Genomic DNA, 1875 nt, shown 5'->3' with positions numbered 1-1875 from the left:
TCTTCAGCCACCTTCGGGTGGTTATTTTTTTATACACAATCTTATGTCTATTTCCTTCATAAGTTATGATGACATCTGTTCAGAGCTACTCGAAAGAATAGTTTTTTAGTATTGATTTTTTATAGGATGAGATTATAATAATAGTCGTAATAGCTGATGAATCAATTTCCCAATCTTTTTACGCATTTAAACAGCGAAGCGTCTTCGGACGCTTCTTTTTTGTACTACAATCAATATTTATATTTGGATTACCTCCAGATAGTTTCTTTGTATAAAAAAACGACTCATAATGAGTCGTTTAATAGATCAGAGTAATAAGTCATTGATTTCTTTAAATTCTTTATCAAGTTCTTTTTCATCATATTTTTCATATTTATCAGCTTCATGAAGAACTTTTTTAATTTCATGAATAGCCTTTCGTTCAACTAACCATTTTTTTAGGTTATGTTTTTTTTCTGGATTTTCAGATAACGTATTAAGTTCGTCTAACTCTTTATCCAGTTTATTGACAACAGAAACAATTTTGTTTACAACTTTTTCTTCTTTCATCTAGATGTGTATAAGAAGTTCGTCTAACTCTTTATCCAGTTTATTGACAACAGAAACAATTTTGTTTACAACTTTTTCTTCTTTGTTTTCTAAATTTGACATTTATCTTCACGTCCTTTTTATTTGATAATTTAAGTATAGAACTTTGATATAGTTTATACAAATAAAAACGCTTCTTTGTGTATTCTGTGCTTTTCTTTTGAAATGAGGAAAACTTTGGAGTAATATGAACGTGGACAGAATAATATTTAGGAGGAATAAACTATGTGTACGTCTATTACTTATGTAACAAGTGATCATTATTTTGGAAGGAATTTTGATTATGAAATATCTTACAATGAAGTAGTCACTATTACTCCAAGAAATTATAAGTTGAATTTTCGAAAGGTAAATGATTTGGATACTCATTATGCAATGATTGGTATTGCCGCTGGTATAGCTGACTACCCTCTTTATTACGATGCGACAAATGAAAAAGGATTGAGTATGGCTGGACTAAATTTTTCTGGGTATGCTGATTATAAAGAAATACAAGAAGGGAAAGACAATGTATCTCCTTTTGAATTTATTCCTTGGATTTTAGGACAATGCTCAACAGTAGGAGAAGCTAAAAAATTGTTAAAAAATATCAATTTAGCAAATATAAATTATAGTGATGAACTTCCTTTATCCCCTTTACATTGGCTATTAGCTGATAAAGAAAAATCAATTGTCATTGAAAGTATGAAAGATGGACTTCATATATATGATAACCCTGTGGGCGTTCTTACCAATAATCCTTCATTTGACTATCAATTATTTAATTTAAACAATTATCGTGTCTTATCGAGTGAAACTCCTAAAAATAATTTTTCAAATCAAATAAGTTTGAATGCCTATAGCCGCGGTATGGGAGGGATAGGCTTGCCTGGAGATTTATCCTCAGTATCTCGTTTTGTTAAAGCGACTTTTACGAAGCTGAATTCTGTATCTGGAGATTCAGAGTCAGAAAGTATTAGTCAATTTTTCCATATCTTAGGTTCAGTAGAACAACAAAAAGGTTTGTGTGATGTTGGTGATGGAAAATATGAATATACAATTTATTCTTCTTGTTGCAATGTTGACAAAGGAATCTATTATTATCGAACATATGAAGACAGTCAAATTACTGCAATTGATATGAATAAAGAAGACTTAGATAGTCATAAGTTAATTAGTTATCCAATTATAGAAAAACAACAAATTAAATATATAAATTAGTTAATGTGTTGTGATTGATTATTTAATATAGATATAATACAAAAAGGCAAAGATATTTTCAAAACATTTTTTCTTGATGTGATATCC

General features: G+C 29.1%; 2 protein-coding genes. One reads left to right on the top strand and one right to left on the bottom strand.

Annotation, left to right across the window (positions count from 1 at the left end; all coding sequences use genetic code 11):
* Positions 1-306: 306 nt before the first annotated feature.
* A complete protein-coding gene (locus A5844_RS03295) occupies positions 307-549 on the bottom strand; it encodes a hypothetical protein (protein ID WP_086283871.1) in 243 nt (80 codons plus the stop codon).
* A gap of 264 nt (positions 550-813) precedes the next feature.
* Here A5844_RS03295 and bsh point away from each other — a divergent pair, with 264 nt between their 5' ends.
* Entirely contained in the window at positions 814-1788 is a 975-nt protein-coding gene (bsh, locus tag A5844_RS03290; protein WP_002295271.1) for a choloylglycine hydrolase, read from the top strand.
* Positions 1789-1875: the final 87 nt, after the last annotated feature.

The sequence above is a fragment of the Candidatus Enterococcus wittei genome (genome assembly GCF_002140175.1).
GTDB lineage: Bacteria > Bacillota > Bacilli > Lactobacillales > Enterococcaceae > Enterococcus_B > Enterococcus_B wittei.
This window is presented reverse-complemented; position numbering and strand designations above follow the sequence as displayed.

Coding starts and splice junctions, on each gene's coding strand:
- A5844_RS03295 (WP_086283871.1), bottom strand. CDS start 549: ATGAAAGAAGAAAAAGTTGTAAACAAAATTGTTTCTGTTGTCAATAAA.
- bsh (WP_002295271.1), top strand. CDS start 814: ATGTGTACGTCTATTACTTATGTAACAAGTGATCATTATTTTGGAAGG.